This window comes from Candidatus Dormiibacter sp., from assembly GCF_050999135.1.
Lineage (GTDB): Bacteria > Chloroflexota > Dormibacteria > Dormibacterales > Dormibacteraceae > Dormiibacter > Dormiibacter spiritus.
In genome coordinates this window covers 1-17780 of record NZ_JBPCPN010000033.1, presented here as the reverse complement: position 1 = coordinate 17780, position 17780 = coordinate 1, and the positions used below count along the sequence as shown (strand labels likewise).

The following is a 17780-nucleotide window of genomic DNA, read 5'->3' as shown; positions in this document are numbered from 1 at the left end:
GGTAGATGACGTCATCATTGGTCATGGCGGTGCCTCCTCTGCAGGTTGGTCAAGCACCTACAGAATCGCGCCGCCGCTACAACCTGGAAGACCCTCCAGGTGTCGCGTCTACTCGGGGAGAGGACAGCCTAGCCGGTGGGCTCACGGCCTGACTCCAAGCGCGCGGCCAAGGCGGGTGCCCGTCGTTGGCGGGCTGTTCGGCATCGCGGTTATCACTGTTGGAGCCGAGCTTGTGACCTTCGGTGCCACACGGGCCATCGTCGCCTTCGCGTTGCCTGGGGGGTGATGCCTGACCATAGCCAGGCCGTCGCCTCACGAGACCATGGTTGTGCCGGCCGTTCAGGCAGACCTGCAGCCCTGGCTGCGCCTGGCCGCGGACGTGGAAGTGCTGTTCGGCGAGCACATGTCTACTGACCCGATCTACCAGGCAATTCTCAGACGCAACATCGCACCAGGCAGCGCATTCTGTGTGCGACCCGGCACGGGGTGGCCCGGATCACGGCTGCTCGGAGTGCGTAGCCCATCCTCTGGAGGACGCCCAGGGCACGCCATCACGAGATCGGATGGCTGGCCGTGGCGGCGGACGAGCGACGTATCCGCATCGGCGGCAATCTGGTCTGCGCCTGCCTGGATCGCTCACGTCCCCAGCCATCGTCGACGTGGTCACCTTCGGACAGGACCATCCGGGCGCAGTCCCGGCCCGGCGTTTCTACGAAAAGCTGGGCTTCTTCTGTCTTGGTCCCAGCAGTCCTGGGCCTGAAGGCACGGCTCGCGATCGCTTCCGGCTCAACCTGGTCGCTGAGCAATCTGATGGCTAAGCTGGTGGTGAGCCGCGCTAGATGCGATGCGGGGGCGCTTGCTTGTTCTCGCCGGGCTGGGCTCGCATGGGGTCCCTCTGTAGCCCGGCTCCGTAGAGGAAGGGCGACACCCCTGAGGCCCAGACCCGGCCCGGCTTCTCCGCGACCGAGACCGCGATTCCTCCACTTTTTTCCGCGCTAGCTCCACTTTGCCTATCCTCCCGTGTGAGCGCATCAAGCTAGAGCTATGGGATACGTCCTAACTAATATGCTAGAGGTGTCTCCGAACTCAAAACGGCACGATTCCGACTCCAAATTCACACCTCTAGCTTGACATGCTAGAGGTCGGCGGTTCGATCCCGTCGCCGCCCACCACGCCTCAGCTTGGCGGTCGGGTGTGCACCGGAGCGCTGGGGGAGACGATCAGGCGCTCGAACAGAGTGAGTCGTGCCGGGCCGTCAACCGGGATACCCGAACCCGCAGGCGTTCCCCCCCTCGGGGCGCCGGCTGCTCGGCATGCGGCCGGTACAGTTCCGTTGTGGGGAGGTACGCATGAGCGAAAGCTCGCAGAGCAGTGAGTCCCAACGCTGGCGACCTGGCGACACCGGTCCACAGCCGGGCGCCCACGGCAGTAAGGGCGATGGCCCGGGCTGCGCCCGCCGCTTCAGCGGCGACATCGGGCTGTCCGAGGACTGCTCGGGCGGCGCGTCGGTGCGGCTTCGCATCGGCTGATGGAGAGCAAACCCATCACGCAGCGCGGGCCGGGCGTCATCGCTCCACCGCCCCTGCTCTTCCTGGCACCGCTGCTGGGCGGCTTCCTCCTGGATCGGCTCCTGCCGCCCCCGCCCCCGCCCCTGCCCCGAGCGCTGCGCGTCGCGGGGCTGCCTTTGGGGGCTGCCGGGATCGGTCTGGCCGGCTGGTTCGTCGCAACCATGCAACGGGCAGGTACTCCAGTCGATGTGACCAAGCCGCCGACCGCCTTGGTGCAAGACGGTCCTTTCCGGCGCACCCGCAACCCTGGCTACGTCGGAATGGCCCTCGGCTACTTGGGTTTGGCCCTGGCGGCGCGTGGTCGGTGGCCGCTGATCTTGCTGCCTGGCGCCCTGACGGTGGTGGATCGGGGCGTCATCCAGCGCGAGGAGCGCTATTTGGAGCAGCGGTTCGGAGCCGACTACACGGGGTACCGGCAGCGCGTCCGGCGCTGGCTCTGAGCTGCCAGTATGGGACGGCTGGACGGCAAGGTCGCCGTCATCACTGGTGCCGCCGCTGGTATCGGGCGCGAGGCCGCGCTGCTCTTCTTGGAGGAAGGGGCGCGAGTCTGCGTCGCCGACGTCAGGCAGCCAGAAGGTGAGCTGACAGCCGACCAGTCTCGGCACGCCTTTTTCCACGAGGTTGACGTCAGCGACTCCGAGAGCGTCAGTGCCATGTACGCCGAGACCGTCCGGCGCTACGGCGGCATTGACGTGCTCTACAACAACGCGGGCATCATGCCGCCCGAGGATGGCTCCATCCTGGTCACCGGGCCTGATGCCTGGGATCGCGTCCAGGCCGTCAACGCCAAGGGGGTGTACCTCTGCTGCAGGTACGGCATCCCGCACTTGCTGGAGCGCGGCGGCGGCTCTGTGATCAACGTCGCCTCCTTCGTCGCGCTCGTCGGGGCGGCCACCTCGCAGATCGCCTACACCGCTTCCAAGGGGGCGGTTCTTTCTCTCAGCCGCGAGCTCGCTGTGCAGTTCGCGCGCCAGGGTGTCCGCGTCAACGCGCTCTGCCCCGGACCGGTCGCGACGCCGCTGCTGACGCGCCTTTTCGCGGACGATCCGGACGCGTACGAGCGGCGCCGGATCCACCTGCCGATGGGCAGGCTGGCCACGCCGTGCGAGATCGCAAGCGCCGCCCTGTTTCTGGCCGGAGACGAGTCCTCCTACGTGAACGGCGCTACGTTCTTGGTCGACGGCGGGCTGACTGCCGCTTACGTCACACCCGAGTAGAGCTCGCAGACGCCCATGATGCCGGGCCAGCATCAGCCCGGTCTGCGGTTCGCGTGGTGCGGGCAATCGTTCGAAGCCCAGCCGGCCAAGCAGGGCCGCCTTGGCTAGGCGGTTCGACGCGCGATCACGTGGTAGACGTGCCAGTGCTTGGTGGTGCCAAAGGCAGTCTCGCCGTCCTTGTCCTCCTCGGACAGCTCCATGAGCTCCAGGTCGGTGAGCATGGCCTCCACTTCGGCCCGGGTGACGAAGGTCCTGTGATCTCCGGCTACGTTCCACTCGTCATGTGGTCCGAAGAAGTTAGCTGCCAGCACCGCTTTCGGTCGGAGGGCGGCGATCAACCGAGCCACGCAACCCTTGAAGAGATCGGAGCAAATGAAGGGCAATGCGTATTGGGCGTTGATCAGGTCGTAGGTCATTGGTTGGAAGTCCTCGATCCTCGACTGGATGAAATCCAGACGGGCTTGATGCGGCATCTGACTCAGGGCGGCCCCGGCCCAGGCTGAGGAGTCGACAGCTGTCACGGTGAAGCCCCGGTTCAGCAGGTGCTCAGTGTCCCGTCCGGCTCCGCAGCCCAAATCGAGGGCGTCGCCGCCGCCAACCTGGTCAGCCGCCCGAACCAAACGCGGCCACGGCGGCTGCCCCTTAGTGAGCTGAATGAACTTCCGCGCAGCGGCATCGTCAGGTACAGAAGGCAACTCAGATGCCCCGCTGCCCCCCGCTGCGATCACCCGCCCGAAGCTTTGAGCGCGCGGGGGCCCCTCAGCTGCCGCCCGTTTCTTTGGAAGCCATCACATCGCTGCCTGCGGGAGCCGGCGAAGCAGCCGTCAGTTCACCGGCCGCCGAGCATTGACCAAGCGGATCTGAACCTCGGTCGAGGGTTGTTTTCCCGACGTCAACCGGAAGCGCTCTATCGCCTGCCCCACCTCCGACTTGAGTGTTGAGAGCTGAGTCTGGGCATCCATCTCGAGGTCGATGAGCAGGTTCGGCCGGGCCGAGGGCCCAGCCAGCTGAGCGTGTGCGCGGACAACCGCGGGGAGGCTCTGCAGGCTCTGTCTGATACCGTGCTCAAGGCCTCCAGCGCGAACCACGGTTCGGCCGTGGCCGAACCCCGACTCAGCGCTCGACTGTGAGTAGTGCAGGTCGGCCATGCGCGGCTGACCGGGCACTCTCAGCTCAGCGCGCAGCACGACGAGACCCACAAGGAGAGCCAGAAGGCCTGCCAGAGCCAGGCCAATCAGGCCGTTCTGGCTGGGAGCCGAGGCGAGCTGTTCGATCGCCGCCGGCACCGGTGCCAGCTGAGTGAAGCCTGAACCCAAGGCCCCTAAGCCCAAGGCGAGTCCGGTGCCTCCGACCGCGAGCAGGACCAGGCCAAGAAGGGTGGCGAGCAGACGATTGAAGACAGCCATCAGGCCACCCGAGCTTCGTGGATGCTGACTCGGATGGCGCTGTCATCAGCGCGCCCCAACCGCTCCAGACTCGAGTGCACGAGTTGCTCGACCTCCCCTCGCATCCGGGGTGACCCGGCCGCGTCGACCCGGAGACGCCAGCTTCGGCGACCGCGCAGCCGAGCGCGCACCCCGACGGCCGTCGTCTCCTTGATCAGTAAGGAGCCCAGCATCCCTTCGAAGGCGGCCCGATGAAGCCACCAACTCGCCGTGTCGTCCTCGTCCAGAAAGACGATCAGAGGCGGCCATGGCCGCAGCTCGAGCAGCAGGAGCAGGAGGCCAAGAACGATCAGCGCGGCGGCCGAAGCCAGGACCCGCCAGTCCGCGAGTTGGAGGGTGGATAGGGTCTTCAGAGCCTGATGGAGGCTTTGATCGAAGTAGCGCAACCAATCAGGCCGCCACCCGATGCCCAGCGCGTGCACGATGCTGATGGCCAGTGCCCACAGCCCGGCTACGACCAGCAGGAGGGCCAGGACAACCATGACCAGACGGTTGAACACCCTCATCGGACTCTTGCCATTCGCGCTTTCAGCGGGGGCAGGGCAGTTGAGTGGAGGATCCGCGGCAGCTGCTCAACCTCGAGGTCCTCGACCACCACTTCGACGGGACGAGCGGCTCCGAGCGCCTGAAGCGCCTCTTGAGCCACCTCACGGACATGCTCGGTGACCTCAGCGATCGGCAGCTCGTTGACCACGATGTGGACAACCACCTGGTCCTCGCGGACGACCACACCGGCCGTCTTGCCGCCGGCGAAGTAGGTGGCGGCCTCCACTGCACCACCTGCCGAAAGGCGGGCGACGCCGGGAACGCCGGCGACGCCTAGAGCCACCTCTTGGGCGATAACGCCCGGGTGGTCGGATCGTTCGATCACTGCACCCGAGTCTCGGCCGGCGCTTGAGGTTCGCCTTCGACGACGAGGTCGTCGACCATGATGTTGACCTCAGTCACCTCCAGGCCTGTCATGCTCTCGACCCTCTCGATCACGTTGCGACGCACAGCCTCTGTCACGTCAACTATGCTCTGGCCGTAGTACGTCACTACGTCGAGGTCGATGGCGGCCTGTCGCTCGCCCACCTCAACGCTGACGCCCTGGGTGCTCTGATCCTCAGTCTGCCCAGGCACACGAGCACGCAACCCACCGAGGGCGCGAGCGAACCCCTTGCCCATCTCATGGACGCCTGGGATCTCTCGGGTCGCCAGCGCCGCGATCTTGGTGACCACGCCGTCAGCAATTCGGGTGTTCCCCCGCTCAGTCGTGAGTGAGGCGTGCCGGTCGCCGCTGGTCAGGGCCGCCCCGGGCCGGCTCACAGCTGGGCTACGCGACCCGCCTCCAGGTGCGGTCCCGGTTGAGCTAGGCGTGGTGACAGCTGCCTGCGAACTGATCTTGTCTTGATCCATGATCTCGGTCTCCTTTTGTTATCTGCGACTTGATGTGAAGCGGTCGGTAAGTTGGGCCACGTCGAAATCGCCCTCAACTACTCTGGCTGCGCCGTACCCGGCCAGCCCGACCAGGAGGGCAGCCAGGCCCACCCAGAAAGACTGGCTTGCGGCGAGCCAGATGAACAAGAACCCGACCACGAAACCAAACTGGCGATTGGACATTCACCACCTCCTGGCAACGAGCTGAACGGGAGGCCCAATCTTCGTCTTCGGCGATCCGGGCCACGCCACTACAGAAGCACTCACGCAGGTTTAGAACCCGAGAGGCCGCAAGAGTTTCGCAGGGGCGTGGACTTTCAGCCCACGTCCGCGATAGTCAGCTCCACCTCTGGCAGGTCAAGGCCCGTCGTTTCCAAGACGTGGGCGATCACGGCTCGCCTCACTTGTTCGGCTACCACCAACGCGCTGAATCCGTAGTGGATGCTGAGCTCGATCTCGATGCGCAGGTTCTCACGTGAGACCAGCCGCTGGCGCCTCTTCTTAGGTCGGTCGGGGCCTTCGATCCCAACCTCTCGCGACTGTGCCTGGAAGACCTGTCGCACTCCGGGGGCGGCTGCGGCTGCCCAGAAGGCCAGGGAGCTCAAGACTGCCGTTGAGACTCGCGTCATCCCTCGTCCGCCACGCAGTTCGACCTGCCAGTCGTCGAGCCCCGCCCAGATCCGGCGCATCACCCGGTGGAGCAGTTCAGGCGAAGGCTGTACAGGCTCGGCTCGCAGGCGTTCGATGTCTTGCCAAGAGTTCACCAGCCGGTTCAAGGCGGCCGTGCAGTAGGGGCACTCAATTTGATGCGGTGTGAGGGCCTTCGTTTGCCCGGTCGAGACCTGCTCGAGCAGATCGGCTAGCTGGGCGCCGCATTGCAGCTGCGCTGGGAGCCGCTCGCTCATTTCCATTCGCTCAGGGCAATCGCCAACTCGAGGCGCGCCCGGTGGAGCCGGCTCTTCACCGCTGGCAGGGAGATCCCGAGAATTTCCACGATTTCTTCATACCCGCGTCCCTCCAGGTGCCGGAGCACGAAGGTGGCCCGCTGCTCGGGCGTCAATCCCAGGATCGCCCTCCGCAGGACGCGCAGCCTGTCGCGAGCCTCGTTCAGCTCGCCTGGCCCAGGAGCCCCCGACTCCTGATCCCAGAGCACAGTTTGGCTCGGCTTCCTGGATCGGCGCAGATTGAGACAGCGGTTGGTCACTATGCGATAGATCCAGGTCGAGAACGTGCTCTGGGAGCGGAATCGCGGCAGGCCACGCCAGGCCTGCAGGAAGGTCTCCTGGACTGCATCTTCAGCGTCCCTGGGGTCCCCGAGCATCCCCAGCGCGATCCTGAAGACCCTAACCTGATGACGGCGAACGAGCTGCTCGAAGGCGTTGGCGTTGCCCGACCGGGCCAGCGCCACCAGCGTCGAGTCGCTCAGGGAGTCGTTTGAGCCTTGCCCAACCGGGGCTGGAGAAGGCCAGTCTTCCCCCACTCAGCGAAGGGTACCTACAGTGCTGGCGACCGGGGTTGCCGCTGACGCTCCGCTCGGCGACGGCCATCCGACCGGCGGTGGTGGCGCAAAAGCAAGCCCGCGGTCGTGCTCACACACTCCAATCCTCCGCCGCCGAGCCTCCGGAGCAGCGATGCTCGCCGGACAAACTGCACATTGCCGGGGGCCTGCGTACGAACGTTCAGGGAGCTGGCGTCATACCCAGCTCGCCGGGCAGGGTCTCGAAGGACCCTCCAGGCGTCCAGCAGGTTGCGGGTCTTCTCTGTCGCTTGGACTTCCGCGTGGAGGTCGGGATGCCAGAGCTGAATGACTCGCTTGAAACCTCGACCGATCTCGGCAGGCGTCGCCTCTCGATCCACGCCCAGCAACTCGTAGAGGTTGGGACCCCTGCTACTCACCGCGACGGACTCAGCTTGCGTATCGGACGGCGGCTCGCGCGCGGGCCTTGGCTGCTTCAACCTCTCGATCTCTGGCCGGAGCTGGCGTCACCAGGTCGTTCAGGAGGCGGTAAGAAACGTCCGCGATTCCTTCGACAGCCCTCTCAAACGCGTCGGTGTTGAGCCGGGACGGTTTGGTCGAGCCGCTGATTTTTCTCACGTACTGCAGCGCGGCGTCATGCACCTCCGCCTTGGTCGCAGGGGGATCCAGGTTATACAGCGGGCGAATATTGCGGCACATGCCGAAATCGTACTTCCGAAGGGACAGGCGGCTCTGTTCCAGGTCGGTCGAGGCGTAGCCGAGTCAGCCGGGCTTGACGCAGGTGACAAGGCTGGCGGCCAGCCAAGGACCGCCGTACCAGAACCGCCAGCCAAGCGACCGCAACTCGATACCTGCCATGGATAGCAGGCGCAGGCGCTCAGCGTATTCCAGCCAGGAGGGCCAAACCGCCGAGGCTGAGCAACAGCGGTCCGTAAGGTGCATCGAAGCCGTAGTCGCCTTTTCGGCGCTCCATGGCCGGCTCGCAACCTCGTCCCCATTGTCCCAGGTATGTGCGCGGGCGCCCCAAAGCGGTCGGGCGGCGCCGGCTTGACCTTCAAGCGGGCTTCAGGGCTTACGGTGGCGGCATGGAGTTACGAATCGGTCAGCTCGCCAAGCGCAGCGGTCTCTCCAGCTCAGCCCTGCGCTACTACGAATCGGCAGGCATCCTGCCACCGGCCCGACGCTCTGACGCCGGCTATCGACTCTACGGAGAGGACATGCTGGGCCGGCTGGCCTTCGTCCGCCGGGCTCAGGCGCTCGGTCTTTCAGTCCGCGAGATCCGCTCTCTCCTCCGCGAGCACGCGGCGTCAGCGGAGGAGGATCGAGGCCGGCTGCGCCACGTGGTGGCTCATCGGCTGTCCGAGACCCAGCGGCGGTTGGCCGAACTCAGCGCTCTCCAGCGGCAGCTGCAAGCCCTCCACGTGCGACTGCAGCGTGCGCAGGGGCCCGGCTGCGGTCACCTCGGTGACTGCGCCTGCTGGTTACCAACCGAAGAGGAGGTGAAATTGATGGCTCAAGACGTCGCGTGCTGCGAGGAGCAGTGCTGTCCCGAGTGCTGCGGCACTCAGGATTCCGCCTGCGAGTGCTCCTGCTGCGCTTAGTGAGCACCAGGGCTGGGCTGGGAGGCGCACCTCCCAGTCAACAGCCTAGTTGGCTCATTCGGCTGAGAGCTCGGCCGCCTCTTCTGGCTTAGCGCGCAGGGCTCGGACGCCCACGTACAGCCCCAGCAGCAGCACTCCAGCGATGAAGAGTGGGGTGGTCCAGGCGTGATGGCCCAGGAAAGTGCTTACACGGCCGCCGTACCGGGCGCCCAGGAACAGCCACACGCCAGCCCAGATCGCGGTTGAGACGGCGACCGAGCCGGCAAACGTGGGGTAATGCACCTGGAAGATGCCGGAGGCAACCGTGATGGGAATCCGCATGCCGGGGACGTGCCGTCCGAAGATGATGGCCAGCGCGCCCCAGCGTTGGAACCAGCCCTCCGCCTTATGCAGCCGTTCTGGATTGAGATGGATGGCAACCCCGAGTCGGCCTTTGACCAGCCGCCGGCCCCAGCGCCTTGCGATCAGGTACATGTTGGTGGCGCCGGCCGTTACAGCGGTGATCACCGCCAGCCAGGCGCCGACCCATTTGAGCAGCTGAAAGCCTGCCTGGTGGCCGAGGTAGATGACGTAAACGTCGCCCGGTACCGGCAGCGGCACGCCTGACTCCTCCACGTAGAGCAGCGCGATGCTGGCGATTGGCCCGGCGCGGTTGACAAAGCCGCGGACGGCGCGAGTTATGTCGCGGACCGCCTCGGGCAGATCACCTTCGAGCAGCGCGATCGCTATAACGAGGAGGGCGATCGCCAGGGGGAGGCCGAAAGGCAGTAACCGCCGACGCAACATCGACCGTCGGCCAGGGCCGGCGCTCCTGGCGACAATCCGCTCGGGGTGTGATGGAGATCCCACCCCTTCAGTGTGCGGCTTTGTCAGGCAAGTGCCACAAGGTGATCCGCTCAGGCGGCAGCGACGATGCCTGCGTCTCGTCGCCATGCTCGCTCGAGCCCGGCCGGCGGACCAGCCGCCAAAGGGCCTGGCCGATAGAATGGGGGCCCGGCGCGGCCCGTTCGTCTAGTGGACTAGGACGCCGGCCTTTCAAGCCGGAGATCACGGGTTCGAAGCCCGTACGGGCCACCAAACGACCTCCAGGCGGGTGTAGCACAATGGTAGTGCGGCAGCCTTCCAAGCTGTTTACACGGGTTCGATTCCCGTCACCCGCTCCCGGTGTGCTGGACTCGCGCACCATCACCCGCTCCAGTCGATACCCGTTCCAGCCTCGCAACAGCTGTCTGCCCATGGTGTCCCTGAGCACCGCTCGACCTCATAGTTCGGAGGTGCCCGGTTGACAGCTATGGCTTGAAGACGCGGCTCTTGAGAATGTCGGCAGGCTCGATGACTGTCAGCTCCTCGACAGTTGGAGCATGGCCGTCAGCTAGCGCCGTGCTATAGAGCCGCACGGCGTGGCGCATACGGGCGCGGTCGAGCGCGTTGCGAACGCTGCGCCCATTGGCGAAGTTCGGCTGCTCCCGGCGGCGGCGAAAGTACTCCTGGAAAGCGCGTTCGGCCGGCGCGGACAGCTGATAGTTCTCGGCATCCAGCATCAGGCGTGCGATCGCCATCAGCTCGTCGTCCCGGTAGTCAGGGAAATCGATGTGGTGCGCGATCCGGGAGCTGATCCCGGGCACATCGGCGAAGAAACGCTCCATCTTGTCCTTGTAGCCAGCGAAGATGACCACCAGGTCCTGTCGATCGTTCTCCATGGCTTGGAGCAGCAGCTCCACCGCCTCCTGGCCGTAGTCACGCTCGTTGTCAAGCCGGTAGATCGTGTACGCCTCGTCGATGAAGAGCACTCCGCCCATGGCCCGCTTCAATGCCTCCCGGGTCTTGGGTGCCGTGTGCCCGACATACTGGCCAACCAGGTCTTCCCGGGTGACGACCACCACATGGCCTTTCCTCACATAGCCGAGCTTGTGCAGTACCTCACCGATGCGCATCGCAACCGTCGTCTTGCCGGTGCCAGGGTTGCCCGTGAAGCACATATGAAGAGTCGGCGGCTTCGAAACCAGCCCGGCAGCACTGCGCATTCGCTCGATCAGCAGCAGGGCCGCAATCTCACGGATGCGGCCCTTGACCTCGTGCAGGGCGACCAGATCCTGGTCGAGCTGGTCCAGCACCGCCTTCACGCTCCCGTCACGAAGGGCCTGGAGCGCCTCCTCCTGACTGAGTTCCGCAGGCTGTTCGCGGACGCGCGACCCCGGGCCCAGAGAACGGGTCGGAGGCGCTGCCAACTGCTCAGGCATCGCCTTCGCCGTATCTCTGGCCGGAGGGGCGCTCGCTGGCGTAGGAGTGCAGCGTGTAGTGCACCATTCGATCCTTGCTTTCCTGACGCTCGAGCCGGAAGCCCGGCTCCTCAGCCGGGCGGTTGACCATGAATTGGAGTGCGATGGTCTGCCGCGTGAGCTTGGCGTCGTAGAGGCTCACCCGTATGTACCGGTGGGAGAAGGCCTCGCGACACCGGTTGACCTCGCGCAGAGCCTCCTCAGCGGACTTGAGGTCGAACATCGGCATCCCCCACATCTCCCAGTAGGAGTTGCGCGGATGAGGGTCGTCGGTGAATTCGATAGCGACAGCCCATTCGTTGTCCAGGCCGTACTGGATCTGAGCTCTGATCTGCTCGTCAGTCAGCTCGGGCAGGAAGGAGAAGGTGCCTTGGGTGATCAGCATCAGGACACCACCGGCATTGGCGTTTCGACCATGTCGGGCACGTCGGTGGACTCGTAGTCGAAGCTGATTTCGCCCCACACCTCGAGCGCGGCCCGCAGCTCAGGCGACCAGAGCGCCGCGCGCTGCAGGATGTCAGGGCCCTCGCGCAGATAGTCGCGCCCTTCGTTGCGCGCCTGGATCATCACCTCGACGGCCACTCGGTTGGCGGTCGCTCCAGCGGCAACGCCCTGCGGGTGGCCGATCGTGCCACCTCCGAACTGGAGGACCACGTCCTCGCCCAGGTAGTGCAGCAGCTGGTGCATCTGGCCGGCGTGAATGCCGCCTGACGCGACAGGCATGACGCTTGGCATATGGACCCAGTCCTGGTCGAAGTAGATACCGGTCGCCCCATCCCGGGGGATGAAATCTTTGCGCAGCGTGTCGTAGTAGCCCTGGATGGCCCTCGGGTCGCCCTCCAGCTTGCCGACCACGGTGCCTGAGTGGATGTGGTCGACGCCCAGCATCCGGCACCACTTGGCGAGAACCCTGAAGTTCATGCCGTGGTTCTTCTGCCGGGCGTACGTGGCGTAACCGGCGCGGTGGAGGTGAAGGAGAACGCCGTTCTTGCGGGCCCAGCGTGACATCGAGGTCATGGCGGTGAAACCGACCGTGAGGTCCATCATCACTATCACGCTGCCCAGATCCCGAGCGAACTCCGCCCGCTCGTACATCTCCTCCATGCTGGCTGCCGTGACATTGAGGTAGTGACCCTTGATCTCCCCCGTGTCCGCCATCGCGTGCTGCACGGCGTCCATGCAGTACAGGTAGCGCTCGCGCCAGCGGTTGAACGGCTGGGAGTTGGTGTTCTCGTCGTCCTTGACGAAGTCGAGTCCGCCGCGGAGCGCCTCATAGACGACTCGCCCATAGTTCCGCGGGGACAAGCCGAGTTTGGGCTTGGTGGTCGCGCCCAGGAGGGGTCGGCCGTGCTTATTGAGCATCTCGCGTTCGTTGACGATGCCGTGCGGCGGTCCCTGAAATGTCTTGACGTATTCGCGGGGGATCCGAACGTCCTCCAGCCGGAGTGCTTTCAAGGCCTTGAAGCCAAACACGTTGCCGATGATCGAGGAGGCCATGTTGGCGATCGACCCTTCCTCGAAGAGGTCGAGCTTGTACGCGATGTTGGCGATGAACTGCGGCGGATCGCTGCCAGGGACGGGCAGCACCTTGTAGGCCTTGCCCTGGTAGTTGTCAAGAGCTGTCAGGCGATCGGTCCAGACCACGGTCCACGTCGCGGTGGAGGACTCGCCCGCCACCGCGGCCGCCGCTTCCTCCGGGTCGACGCCCACTTGGGGCGTGATCCGGAAGGCGGCCAGGACGTCGGTGTCGTCAGGCTCGTAGTCCGGCCGCCAGTAGCCCATCTGCTTGTAAGGGATGACGCCGGCAGCCCAACGGGACTGCGCGCGCTCTTCAGCTGTGACCTGCAAGCGGTTACCTCCATTGGTTTGGTTGGCCACCTCACATGTGCCCTGGTCGGCCGCCAGCTCGGCGTGCTCGTGTTCGTTGACCCGCAGCAGGAATGACTTCTGGGCCGACAGGATGCGATGGGCCAGGATGAGCTGGGTCAGGGCCAGCGGGTCGCTGTGACGGCCGGTGCGTGCGGCCGCCTCGTATCTGCCGAGCATCTGAGGCGGCACGCGGTGAACGTGGCCGTGACGGCCGTCGACGTGCGCCCAGACGTTGTCAACAACCAGCTGGGCCGCCCCCTTCGTGATCCGGCCGTCGATCGCGATTACGTCCGCTCGGCGGCCGTCCTCGTCGAGCACGTCCTGCTCGAGTCGGAGCGCGTCCGTGGCATACAGCTCGTGGTCGAAAGCGAGGCGGGGCAGGGTGTGCCGCTGCAGGATCTGGACGTTGAGATGGTCCATGTCAGCCGATGAGTCCGGCCGGCTGAAGCGGATCACCATATCCGCGTGCTGGCGCTGCGGCAGGATGTGGTCTTCGGCGTCCTGCCGGCGGGCTTCGAGCTCGGCCAACACCTGTTCGCGCGTGTAACCACGCTTGGCGACGTCGCGCTGAACTTTCCAGCGCAATTTCAGTTCAGGCTCTGGATCGAGCCAGACCTTGAGGTCGAAGGCGTGCCTGATGCCCGACACCAGGAACGGGTGTAGGCCCTGCATGACCACCACCTCGCGGGGCTCAACGGATTCCGGCGGTTTGAATGTGCCGTCGCTGTGGTCGTAGACGGGCTTCTCGACCCGGTCACCGCGCTTCAGCGCCCAGATCTGCTCTTCCATGAGAGCGAAGTTGTTGGCCCGCGGATTGAGTGGTGTGACGTCGACGAGCTTTCGTTCGCGCCGGTCCAGCGAGTGGTAGTCGTCGAGGCAGATCGAGGTGATCTGGTCCGGGCCGAACATACTGAAGAAGCCGGAGGTGATGGTCGTCTTGCCGGTTCCGCTGTCACCGCCGATGCCTATGAAGATCGGCCGGCGGTTGGTGTTCAGGTCGCTCATCGCGAGGCGGACTCCCCCACCAACACCGCCTGCGTCTTCGCCTCAACGCCTTGGAGCAGCTGGGCGAAAGAATCAGCGAAGAGCTTCACCCCTGCCGACTCCAGCTCCTCGGCAACCGATTCCATCTTGATCCGGGCCTCTGCCAGCGCCTCCAGCGTCGTAGCGCTGTCGGTCACCGCTGACTCATCGGTCAGCGTTGCGCCGCGGATCCGGCCATGCTGGGCGAACGCCGCGATGGTCTCCAGCGGGAGAGTGGTCACGGTCGCGGGCCCGATCAGCTCCTCGACGTAGCGGACGTCGCGATAAGCGGGGTTCTTCGTTCCCGTGGATGCCCAGAGCAGTCGCTGGGGCCGAGCGCCGGCGCTCAGGAGGGCAGGCATGGAACCCGTCTCCAGCCAGTGCTCCCAGATCCTGCGGGCCGCCCGGGCGTTGGCGATGGCCGCCTTGCCCCTAAGCCCTAGTAGGCGGGTTTGCTCGACTGGGTCTGTGGCGATGGCCGCCTTAAAGTCGAGCAGCCGGTCCACCAGCGTGTCGACCCGACTCACGAAGAAGCTGGCCACCGACGCTATGTCGGGGAGATCATGGCCGTTCTCGAGCGCGCCCAACAGCCCCGCAGCATGGGCGGCCAGCACCTGGCGATACCGCTCAAGGCCGAACACCAGCGTGACGTTGACGTTGACACCTTGGGCAAGCAGCATCGTGATCGCCCATAGCCCCGGCCGCGTGCCGGGGATCTTGATCATCAGATTTGGGCGGTCCACGGCGGCCCACAATCTGCGCGCCTCCGCGACGGACTCCTCCGCGTTGTAGGCGAGGTCAGGCGAGACCTCAAAACTCACGTAGCCATCGCGCCGGTCGGTCTTCAGGTAGACGGGTTCCAAGAGATCGGCCACCGCCTGGATGTCATGCACGGCCAGCTGTTCGTAGATCGCCTTGGTGCCCATGCCACTTGCGGCGGTCGTGCGGATGTCGGCGTCATACCAATCGCCTTCCGCGAGGGCGTTGCGGAAGATGGTCGGGTTTGACGTGAGGCCCACGATGCCCTGCCTCGAGACGAGATTGCCCAGCTGCCCGGACGACAGCAGCCGGCGGCTGAGCTGGTCACACCAGGGACTCTGGCCCCAAGCTCGCAGCTCTAGGAGCGGGTTCTGTGACCGAGTCACGCGTTGAACCGGCTCTTGTTCAGCTGGAGGCCGGTGTCGGTCGGCGAGCCGGTGCCGGCGGTCAAGGTAGAGCCGCATCGGTTGGTCCATGGGCGGAGCGTACCTCCGGCAGACGATGCTGTCAAGATCATTCCAAGCATATAATCATGAGGCATCAATCATGCTTACCTCCATCCTCGAGCGCCGGATCACCCTTCACCAGCTACGGATCTTCAAGACGGTGGTGGACCTCCACGGATTCACCCGCGCCGCGGAGGCCCTCGCTCTCACGCAGTCGGCAGTGACTCACCAGATTCAGGCGCTGGAGCGGTCGATCGGCTTCGCAGTGTTCCAGTCGAGCCGCAGGACCATCGAGCTGACCCAGGTCGGAACGGCTCTATATGAGCGGGCGGGTCGGATCCTGGCCCTGGTCCGCGAGACAGGCGACGCACTCGACGACATCGCTGGTCTGAAGAGCGGCTCGGTCAGGATCGCCGCCGATACGACTGTGGGCATCTACGTGCTGCCTGACGCCATGGCGGCGTTCCGCCAGAGCCATCCCGAGATCGCCCTCAGCCTCGACGTGGTCAACCGCCAGCGAGTCCGCGAGCTGCTGCTGAGCGGTGACGCCGATATCGGAGTGGCCGGGAGGCTCTGGGAGGATGACCTGCTCGACGCGGCGCCGTTCCTGAACAACGAGCTCAAGTGTTTCAGCGCGCCCAGCCACCCCCTGGCCCAGCGTGGGCGGGTCGAACCGGCTGAACTGCTGGACGGTCCGCTACTGCTCCGGGAGGTCGGCTCGGGAACCCGGGAGTCGGCGGAGGCGATCCTGCGCGAGCACGGGGTGGAACCGCAGCCAGACATGGAGATGGCCAGCAACGGCGCCCTGAAACGGGCGGTGGCCAGAGGGCTGGGGGTCACCATCCTCTCCACCTATGCGGTTCGACTGGAGGTGGAGCTGGGCCACCTGACCATCGTTCCCGTCAGGGGTCTTCCAGTCAGTCGGAGATGGCACGTGGTGTGGACAAAGGAGCGCATCCTGAGCCCTGCTGCGCAGGCTTTTCGCAAGCACCTCCTGGCTCCAGACTGGCGGCAGCAGCTGAGCGTTCCCTTGACGAGCGAGTAGCCGGCCGTCAGCCCGCTACGGCGGTTCCGCCGACTGGCCTCCAGCGCTCGCTGGCGCCAGCTCCGTTGCGCTTCGACCGGCCGCCAACAGCATGGCGCCGGCGGTCGCCGGGATCAGTGTCAGGCAGCCACCCGCGACCAGGGCCGCCGCCAGGGGTGGGGAGAGGGCGCCGCTGGCGAGGCCCAGGGCCGCGGCGGCCGCCGGCAGGCCCAACTGAGCGGACGCCAGCAGGCCGGAGGGCACCCTCCGTTCCTTCCCGGCCACGAGCGCGGCCAGCAAATGCACGGCGGTGGCCGTAACCGCCATCGTCAGCGCCAGAGCCATGGCCACAGGGGAGCGGACCAAGCCGTTCAGATCCAGTGTCGCTCCCAAGAGGACGAAGAAGGCCGGCACGAAGAAGCCCGTTGCCAGACCTGTCAGCTGATGGACCAGCCTGTGCGGCTCATGAAACTGGCGCAACACAATGCCGGCCGCGAAGCCCGCGACCAGCAGGCTGGCGTTGGTGTGTTCAGCGATGGCGGCAAGCGCCAGGAGCAGGAGCACCGAAATCCGCAGCTGCAGGGCCCAGTGCCTGTGCTTCGACTCGCTCTTGGCCTCATCCGCCAGCGCCGTTCTGAAGAGCCGGCGCCCGGCGAAGATCGCAGCGGCTGCCACCGCCACGATCAGTGCGTCGCCCAGGATTGCCTCAGGGAGTCGGCCGACGCCGGTCAGGGTGAGCGGCATGACCAGCGCGGTCATGGCGTCGGCGAGGGTGATCCAGGCAAGGAGCATTGCCACTGCAGGGCCCGTGAGCCCTCGCTCCTGGATCGTGGGAAAGGCCACCGCCGCCGAGCTGCCAGCCAACAGCACTATGAAGAGTTGGGGAGGCTTGACCTGGAGCAGAGCGCCAATCGCCAACCCGACAGGGATGCTGGCCGCGAGCGTCACGAGCAGCGCCAGGGCTGCTCGCCGCGCTCCCTGGCGCAAGTCTTTCGAGCCCAGGTCGACCTCGGTGCCCGCGGTGAGCATCAGCATGGCGAAGCCCAGCGAGAAGAAGGCGGGGAAGGGTTGGGCGCCCGGGTCGAGCAGGTGCAGGCCGGTCCTGCCCAGAACCGCCCCAGCGATCAGCTCGCCCACCAGCACAGGGGCCAGCTGTCTCTTCCCCCCGGCCAGCAGCGGGCCTGCCAGGCCGGCCAGAACGAGCAGAGCCAGCGAAGTGAACATCTGACATCTTTGTAGCTGACGCAGGGAAGAAGGGAAGGTCGCCGCCGGCTGCGCCTGTCGAATTCAGGCGGTAAGTGCGACCAAATGCACCCCGGTTACCCTGGTCGCCGGCCAGCCGTCTGGCAGGGACGCGGCGCAGGCCGCGAAGCCGGACGGCGGTCGGCTGAACCTGCCCTTCGTCGGGTAATGTTGAGCGGTCGGGCGCGGGAGTAGCTCATCTGGTAGAGCGCAACCTTGCCAAGGTTGAGGTAGCGGGTTCGAGCCCCGTCTCCCGCTCCACCGTCTCTCTTCGAGTTCATGCGGCCCTACCTTTCTTCATGGACGCTGGCGGGGCAGGGATGGCTTTCATGCTGGCTGCCGAAGATGGCTCAGGTGGCAGATCCCCCTGCTCCGTTAGCCCCTCCTCGTGACCGCTGATTAGGCTCTGCG

The 17780-nt window shown here is 65.7% G+C and carries 21 protein-coding genes, 3 tRNA genes and 1 pseudogene; 8 read left to right on the top strand and 17 right to left on the bottom strand.

The window, feature by feature from the left end; all coding sequences use genetic code 11:
- Positions 1–1349 precede the first annotated feature (1349 nt).
- Genes ACR2MZ_RS08635 through ACR2MZ_RS08625 form a run of 3 tightly spaced genes read left to right on the top strand, consistent with a single transcriptional unit; the run spans position 1350 to position 2785 of the window.
- The gene (locus ACR2MZ_RS08635; RefSeq protein ID WP_434004649.1) at positions 1350–1529 is read left to right on the top strand and encodes a hypothetical protein; all 180 of its coding nucleotides are present in this window, start codon (positions 1350–1352) and stop codon (positions 1527–1529) included.
- Complete coding sequence (locus ACR2MZ_RS08630; RefSeq protein WP_434004648.1) at positions 1529–2008, top strand: methyltransferase family protein; 480 nt, start codon at positions 1529–1531, stop codon at positions 2006–2008. The genes ACR2MZ_RS08635 and ACR2MZ_RS08630 overlap by 1 nt, the downstream gene beginning before the upstream one ends.
- Before the next feature lie 9 nt (positions 2009–2017).
- Positions 2018–2785 carry a glucose 1-dehydrogenase gene (locus tag ACR2MZ_RS08625; RefSeq protein ID WP_434004647.1) on the top strand — a complete coding sequence of 256 codons (768 nt, stop codon included), beginning with the start codon at positions 2018–2020 and terminating at the stop codon, positions 2783–2785.
- Between the two features lie 104 nt (positions 2786–2889).
- Here ACR2MZ_RS08625 and ACR2MZ_RS08620 read toward each other — a convergent pair whose 3' ends face one another.
- The 10 genes from ACR2MZ_RS08620 to ACR2MZ_RS08575 all read right to left on the bottom strand — a co-directional run bounded on the left by ACR2MZ_RS08620 (position 2890) and on the right by ACR2MZ_RS08575 (position 7825).
- The gene (locus ACR2MZ_RS08620; RefSeq protein ID WP_338182109.1) at positions 2890–3405 is read right to left on the bottom strand and encodes a class I SAM-dependent methyltransferase; all 516 of its coding nucleotides are present in this window, start codon (positions 3403–3405) and stop codon (positions 2890–2892) included.
- A gap of 204 nt (positions 3406–3609) precedes the next feature.
- On the bottom strand, positions 3610–4191 hold the full coding sequence (locus ACR2MZ_RS08615; RefSeq protein WP_338182111.1) for a hypothetical protein: 582 nt from the start codon (positions 4189–4191) through the stop codon (positions 3610–3612).
- Positions 4191–4736 (bottom strand): hypothetical protein, encoded by a 546-nt coding sequence (locus ACR2MZ_RS08610; protein WP_434004646.1) that lies wholly within the window; start codon positions 4734–4736, stop codon positions 4191–4193. The genes ACR2MZ_RS08615 and ACR2MZ_RS08610 overlap by 1 nt, the downstream gene beginning before the upstream one ends.
- A complete protein-coding gene (locus ACR2MZ_RS08605) occupies positions 4733–5101 on the bottom strand; it encodes a hypothetical protein (protein ID WP_338182116.1) in 369 nt (122 codons plus the stop codon). Before ACR2MZ_RS08605 ends, ACR2MZ_RS08610 begins: the two co-directional genes overlap by 4 nt.
- Entirely contained in the window at positions 5098–5628 is a 531-nt protein-coding gene (locus ACR2MZ_RS08600) for an Asp23/Gls24 family envelope stress response protein (RefSeq protein WP_338182119.1), read from the bottom strand. The genes ACR2MZ_RS08605 and ACR2MZ_RS08600 overlap by 4 nt, the downstream gene beginning before the upstream one ends.
- Before the next feature lie 18 nt (positions 5629–5646).
- A complete protein-coding gene (locus ACR2MZ_RS08595; protein WP_338182122.1) occupies positions 5647–5832 on the bottom strand; it encodes a hypothetical protein in 186 nt (61 codons plus the stop codon).
- 134 nt (positions 5833–5966) lie between these two features.
- Entirely contained in the window at positions 5967–6554 is a 588-nt protein-coding gene (locus ACR2MZ_RS08590; protein WP_338182125.1) for an Asp23/Gls24 family envelope stress response protein, read from the bottom strand.
- Positions 6551–7057, bottom strand: coding sequence for an RNA polymerase sigma factor (locus ACR2MZ_RS08585; RefSeq protein ID WP_434004645.1), 507 nt, complete (start codon positions 7055–7057; stop codon positions 6551–6553). The genes ACR2MZ_RS08590 and ACR2MZ_RS08585 overlap by 4 nt, the downstream gene beginning before the upstream one ends.
- Positions 7058–7143: 86 nt before the next feature.
- The gene (locus tag ACR2MZ_RS08580) at positions 7144–7545 is read right to left on the bottom strand and encodes a J domain-containing protein (protein ID WP_434004644.1); all 402 of its coding nucleotides are present in this window, start codon (positions 7543–7545) and stop codon (positions 7144–7146) included.
- Positions 7546–7555: 10 nt separating this feature from the next.
- Complete coding sequence (locus ACR2MZ_RS08575) at positions 7556–7825, bottom strand: DUF2277 domain-containing protein (protein ID WP_434004643.1); 270 nt, start codon at positions 7823–7825, stop codon at positions 7556–7558.
- 386 nt (positions 7826–8211) lie between these two features.
- On the opposite strand from ACR2MZ_RS08575, the gene ACR2MZ_RS08570 reads away from it, so the two are divergent.
- On the top strand, positions 8212–8727 hold the full coding sequence (locus ACR2MZ_RS08570) for a MerR family transcriptional regulator (protein ID WP_434004642.1): 516 nt from the start codon (positions 8212–8214) through the stop codon (positions 8725–8727).
- 54 nt (positions 8728–8781) lie between these two features.
- Here the strand turns inward: ACR2MZ_RS08570 and ACR2MZ_RS08565 are convergent, their stop codons facing one another.
- Entirely contained in the window at positions 8782–9513 is a 732-nt protein-coding gene (locus ACR2MZ_RS08565) for a DedA family protein (RefSeq protein WP_434004641.1), read from the bottom strand.
- Positions 9514–9727: 214 nt separating this feature from the next.
- Here ACR2MZ_RS08565 and ACR2MZ_RS08560 point away from each other — a divergent pair.
- Positions 9728–9804, top strand: a tRNA-Glu gene (locus ACR2MZ_RS08560).
- 12 nt (positions 9805–9816) lie between these two features.
- A tRNA-Gly gene (locus tag ACR2MZ_RS08555) sits at positions 9817–9887 on the top strand.
- Positions 9888–10016: 129 nt separating this feature from the next.
- On the opposite strand, the gene ACR2MZ_RS08550 is transcribed toward ACR2MZ_RS08555, so the two are convergent.
- The 5 genes and pseudogenes from ACR2MZ_RS08550 to tal form a co-directional block, all read right to left on the bottom strand.
- Positions 10017–10967 (bottom strand): AAA family ATPase, encoded by a 951-nt coding sequence (locus ACR2MZ_RS08550; protein ID WP_434004640.1) that lies wholly within the window; start codon positions 10965–10967, stop codon positions 10017–10019.
- A complete protein-coding gene (locus ACR2MZ_RS08545; RefSeq protein ID WP_434004639.1) occupies positions 10960–11391 on the bottom strand; it encodes a ribulose bisphosphate carboxylase small subunit in 432 nt (143 codons plus the stop codon). The genes ACR2MZ_RS08550 and ACR2MZ_RS08545 overlap by 8 nt, the downstream gene beginning before the upstream one ends.
- Positions 11391–12854: a ribulose-bisphosphate carboxylase large subunit gene (locus ACR2MZ_RS08540; protein WP_434004650.1), complete on the bottom strand. Its 1464-nt coding sequence runs from the start codon at positions 12852–12854 to the stop codon at positions 11391–11393. Before ACR2MZ_RS08540 ends, ACR2MZ_RS08545 begins: the two co-directional genes overlap by 1 nt.
- 102 nt (positions 12855–12956) lie before the next feature.
- Positions 12957–13880 (bottom strand): annotated as a pseudogene (locus ACR2MZ_RS08535) (phosphoribulokinase); the annotation flags it as partial.
- On the bottom strand, positions 13877–15043 hold the full coding sequence (gene tal / locus ACR2MZ_RS08530; protein WP_434004638.1) for a transaldolase: 1167 nt from the start codon (positions 15041–15043) through the stop codon (positions 13877–13879). The pseudogene ACR2MZ_RS08535 and the gene tal, both read right to left, overlap by 4 nt.
- Positions 15044–15203: 160 nt before the next feature.
- Here tal and ACR2MZ_RS08525 point away from each other — a divergent pair, with 160 nt between their 5' ends.
- Positions 15204–16148, top strand: a complete 945-nt coding sequence (locus ACR2MZ_RS08525) for a LysR family transcriptional regulator (RefSeq protein WP_434004637.1) — start codon at positions 15204–15206, stop codon at positions 16146–16148.
- A gap of 15 nt (positions 16149–16163) precedes the next feature.
- On the opposite strand, the gene ACR2MZ_RS08520 is transcribed toward ACR2MZ_RS08525, so the two are convergent.
- Positions 16164–17351, bottom strand: coding sequence for a cation:proton antiporter (locus ACR2MZ_RS08520; protein WP_434004636.1), 1188 nt, complete (start codon positions 17349–17351; stop codon positions 16164–16166).
- Between the two features lie 203 nt (positions 17352–17554).
- On the opposite strand from ACR2MZ_RS08520, the gene ACR2MZ_RS08515 reads away from it, so the two are divergent.
- A tRNA-Gly gene (locus tag ACR2MZ_RS08515) sits at positions 17555–17630 on the top strand.
- Positions 17631–17780: the final 150 nt, after the last annotated feature.